Source organism: Microcoleus sp. AT3-D2, assembly GCF_036705715.1.
In the GTDB taxonomy this organism is placed as follows: Bacteria; Cyanobacteriota; Cyanobacteriia; order Cyanobacteriales; family Microcoleaceae; genus Microcoleus.
In genome coordinates this window covers 1-4,103 of sequence record NZ_JAUBVE010000150.1, presented here as the reverse complement: position 1 = coordinate 4,103, position 4,103 = coordinate 1, and the positions used below count along the sequence as shown (strand labels likewise).

The 4,103-nt window shown below is 40.5% G+C and carries 5 protein-coding genes; 4 read left to right on the top strand and 1 reads right to left on the bottom strand.

Annotated elements, in window-relative coordinates; genetic code table 11:
- Nucleotides 1–753: 753 nt before the first annotated feature.
- The 4 genes from QUB44_RS30225 (at nucleotide 754) to QUB44_RS30210 (ending at nucleotide 3,719) form a co-directional block, all read left to right on the top strand.
- The gene (locus QUB44_RS30225) at nucleotides 754–1,785 is read left to right on the top strand and encodes a glycosyltransferase family 2 protein (RefSeq protein WP_333373480.1); all 1,032 of its coding nucleotides are present in this window, start codon (nucleotides 754–756) and stop codon (nucleotides 1,783–1,785) included.
- A gap of 202 nt (nucleotides 1,786–1,987) precedes the next feature.
- The gene (locus QUB44_RS30220) at nucleotides 1,988–2,194 is read left to right on the top strand and encodes a hypothetical protein (protein WP_333373478.1); all 207 of its coding nucleotides are present in this window, start codon (nucleotides 1,988–1,990) and stop codon (nucleotides 2,192–2,194) included.
- A 152-nt stretch (nucleotides 2,195–2,346) separates the two neighbouring features.
- The gene (locus QUB44_RS30215; protein ID WP_333373477.1) at nucleotides 2,347–3,114 is read left to right on the top strand and encodes a DUF1350 family protein; all 768 of its coding nucleotides are present in this window, start codon (nucleotides 2,347–2,349) and stop codon (nucleotides 3,112–3,114) included.
- A gap of 224 nt (nucleotides 3,115–3,338) precedes the next feature.
- The gene (locus QUB44_RS30210; protein WP_333373474.1) at nucleotides 3,339–3,719 is read left to right on the top strand and encodes a helix-turn-helix domain-containing protein; all 381 of its coding nucleotides are present in this window, start codon (nucleotides 3,339–3,341) and stop codon (nucleotides 3,717–3,719) included.
- A 219-nt stretch (nucleotides 3,720–3,938) separates the two neighbouring features.
- On the opposite strand, the gene QUB44_RS30205 is transcribed toward QUB44_RS30210, so the two are convergent.
- Nucleotides 3,939–4,103, bottom strand: a 165-nt coding sequence (locus QUB44_RS30205) for an ISAzo13-like element transposase-related protein (RefSeq protein WP_445299939.1), incomplete at its 5' end; no start/stop codon positions are given.

The window sequence follows — 4,103 nt, the reverse complement described above, 5'->3', positions numbered from 1 at the left end:
TACACATCCATAATTTTTTGTCTAAAATCAATCGAATAAGTTTTCATTTTTACTAATGTGTGATACTTACTAAAATCCTTGATATTTGTCATTCGAGTGACTGCTGTGGGTCGAGCGACTGTTCGCTCGCGCTCCATTTAATTAGAGCTGCATAACATTTTGGGGTTCTATATTTTTCACTCCGTTCAAGTCAGTTATATCATACCTCATCTTTCTGATAAATGCTATAGGATTTACTTACTCTTGATATAGTCGAATTTGATTAATACTTATAATTAAGTTTGGAGTAAAATATCAAACTATTCACTCCCGGCTCTAGCGCACAAAAAACAAATTTATGATTGGCAATTAACCGGAATCGAACTGAGTCAGAAATCGGTTTTTTTAGTATTAGTAGCTGTATAGTTATCAACCAAAAATTTGGGCTAAGACCGGGTTTTTCTGGGTAAGTCTATTTAAGCAAAAAGATGCGATCGAACTTAGGACAACTCCAGTCCCCGGAAAAATCCCTCGATCCCCCGCACCCGTCGCCTTTGTGTCAGAAAAATTGACCGCCAAATAATAGTCTACACTCCGCCTGCTAAGGGCTGTTCCCTCCTTATGGTAGATAACACTGATGTCGGTAAACCTGTTATATTGGGAGTATGTAGGCAAGTTTCCTGACTACAGGTACTTGCACGTAAATGAGTCAGAGTGTGTGCTTCGAGACTATACTTCGGCGAACAACTACCAAACCACACCTTAATGCAAGTTATGAACAGCCAAAAAGTCAGTGTAATCATTCCTGCATTCAATGCTGCCGACACTCTGGCCGAGACAGTTGCCTCCGTACTCAATGGCACCCACAAGAATCTAGAAATATTAATTGTTGATGACTGCTCTACTGACGCTACTGACAAAGTTGCTGCTAAGCTGGTCGAGCAAGATTCGAGAATTCAATACTTCAGAAATTCCCAAAATTACGGGGTTTCTAAGTCGAGAAATTTAATGATGTATCGCGCCACAGGCGAGTTTGTAGCGTTTATCGACAGCGACGATACCTGGGAACCCAATAAGTTAGAAGTTTGTTTGAAGATGCTCGCAGACAATCCCGAAGTCAAAGCTGTGGCTCACGCTTTGCGGTATTTAGACAAGCGTGGCAACAAGTTGAGTTACATTCCTACCTATCCTACAACTAAAGCAGAAATGCAGGCGATTAAGGAGACAGGCGAAAGTCCTTGGGTTTTCCCGTCTTCTGTTGTAGTCGATCGTTCCATTCTTCTCCAAGAAGGCGGGTTTGCAGAAGATTGGCAGGTAGGAGAAGATACAGAATTATTTACCAAACTTGCTCAAAAGTATGGCTTGCTAGCGGCGACAGAACCTTTGGGAAATTATCGAATTAGAGGGAAATCTCTCACTGATAAGCACTGGCTAAAAAAGCGCATAGCTTCTGATTGTGTCAAGGAAAACCAACTGCGACGTTTGCGGGGAGAAAAAGAGTTGTCACTCCAGGAGTACGAACAGTTATGTTTTAAAAATTTGCCGCTTTTGCAAAGGCTCAACAAATTTCGAGAAGTTTTGGCACTGCACTACATGAGAAAGTTGGGACAAAGTTGGTTAAATCGGGAGATTTTGCCTACTATTGTTTACGGGGTAGCTACCACAGTGCTCAATCCTCAAGCTACTGTGCACAAGTGGAAATGGATGAAGACTCACGAAAAGTTGAGTCATCAAACCGCAGAAGGTATCAGTCATTCGCCACAATTAAACCCCCAGCGATCGTCTGAAATTGAGGGGCTGTCCTAAAGGATGTTATAGTTGTATAGCCTTTCTCAGTAACATGAGGTACACGCTTGATAAGCGAGCATAGGGCATAGGGTATACCTCACTTTATTGAGAACTGCTATATGCGGGTTTACTCAAGAAATTAGGTGCTGCCAATAAAGCCGAATCGACGCCGATCGCCGAGGGGCTGATTAATACGCGATATAGGCGTTTTGAGCCGTATTTGACTGTTAATATTCTGTCGGGTCAATTACCCGCACTACCTGCTACAGCCACTTGGAGCCGTGCGTTGGGAGACAATATAAAAATTTTTGAAAGTCGCGATCGGATGTCAGCCTTGATTTATTGTGCCACTAGCTTCAAGCCTATACAGCTTGCAAATAGCAGCGATCGCCAGCCGTGCTATTTACCCCCACAACAGTTAAAATAAATAATGTATAAGTAAAAAGGAAAGTTTTTGGAATTAAAAAATGGGTAGCAAACCCCTTTTTGATGCAGAAAATAAAAGCAAAAATTTATAAAACATTCTGCCTTTTACCTTCAGAGGACGATCACCTTTTTACTTTGAATTAGATTGAATTTATGGACTGGCAAGAAATTTCTGGCAATTGGGTATTAATTCCTCCAAGACCGATCGCGATCGTACATTTTCTCGGCGGTGCATTTGTGGCGACAGCACCGCAACTCACCTATCGCTGGCTGTTAGAAGCTTTGGGGAATCAAGGATATGTTGTAGTCGCAACGCCGTTTGTCAATACTTTGGATCATATTGCGATCGCCCGCGATGTCCTCAACAAATTTGAAAATGCCCTCGATCGCCTGCGGGCCACTAAATTGCTCAAATCTTCCTATCTCCCCATTTACGGCATGGGACACAGCATGGGATGCAAACTGCACTTGCTGATCGGTTCTGTATTTGACGTAGAACGAGTCGGCAATATTCTGATTTCGTTCAATAATTATGCCGCATCCGAAGCAATCCCGATCGTCGAGCAAATTTCCCCCGTCTTTAACGTTGAGTTTACCCCCTCCCCGCAAGAGACTAATCGCCTCGTCCAAAATAGCTATCAAATCCGGCGCAATCTTTTAGTCAAATTTAACGGCGACAACATCGACCAAACCCTGCTTTTGACAAAACTGCTAAAAGCACGATTTCCCGACATGATTACAGTTCAGACTCTAGCGGGCAACCATCAAACGCCCTTGGGTCAAGATGTTAGCTGGCCTGTGGGTCAAATTTTTACGCCCTTCGACGCGATCGGGCAGTGGGTCAAACAAGAAGTGTATCGAGAATTAAATGAATTAAAACGGACAATTCTCCTGTGGCTGAATCCTACGTCCCGCGTTTGAGATTTGAGATTGTGGAAGTGCTCCCACGGATAAATCTGAGGGCTGGTGATTCTGACACAGAGCATAAAGTTACAGCTAACGTTCCAGAAACGCAACTCCTGAGCGAGGTTGGGATGATGGACAGCATATAAAACAGACGCTCCCGTTAACCTATATATAGCAATCCTAAATCATTATCAAGAGTGTGATGCAATTATATGCAATACTTAATTATGACAAAAAAAATGAATAACTTACAACTTTCACAAAAAAATATGGAAAAAGAAATAGCCCAATTAGAAGATTTCATTAAAAGCGATGTCGATGCCAGAGAACTAAAACGAGCAATAGCTGTAAGAATGGCGCTTTCAGGTAATATTTACCATGAAATTAGCAAAATATTAGGTGTAAGTAATTTTTTTATTGGTTATTGGAAAAAACAATTTAAAACCAAAGGCATCGCCGGAATAAAACTAGGACATAAAGGGTCAAAAGGGTATTTAACAGCTCAACAAAATACTGAAGTAATCGAGTGGTTAAAGAATAAAGAATATTGGAATTTAGATGAGCTGGTTACTTATTTAGCTCAAAAATTTGGTGTGATATATAAATCAAAACAGAGTTAATATGAACTTTTCGACCGGGCGAAAATTACTTGGAAAAAAACTCAAAAAACCAATCCTAAATTTGATAAAGAACTGGTAAAAAAAAGACCGAAGAAATTAACGATATTTTATTTAAAAACAAGGCTGGTATAGAATCTGGGCAAATAATAGTATTGTTTTTAGATGAATGTCATCTACTTCATGGTGATCTAAGGAATGAAAAATAAATAACTTAATGAATTACTCAGGTTGGGGTACGGCTCGATAATTCCATTTTGGCAAATATTCGTCAAAAACAATTTGCATAGTATTTTTGAAATTATCAGCTACCTTTCGACCAGTTTGATAAACTTTATTAAGGATATTTACAGCTACAGATAGTCCCGTTTTAGTGTGAGTTTTTTC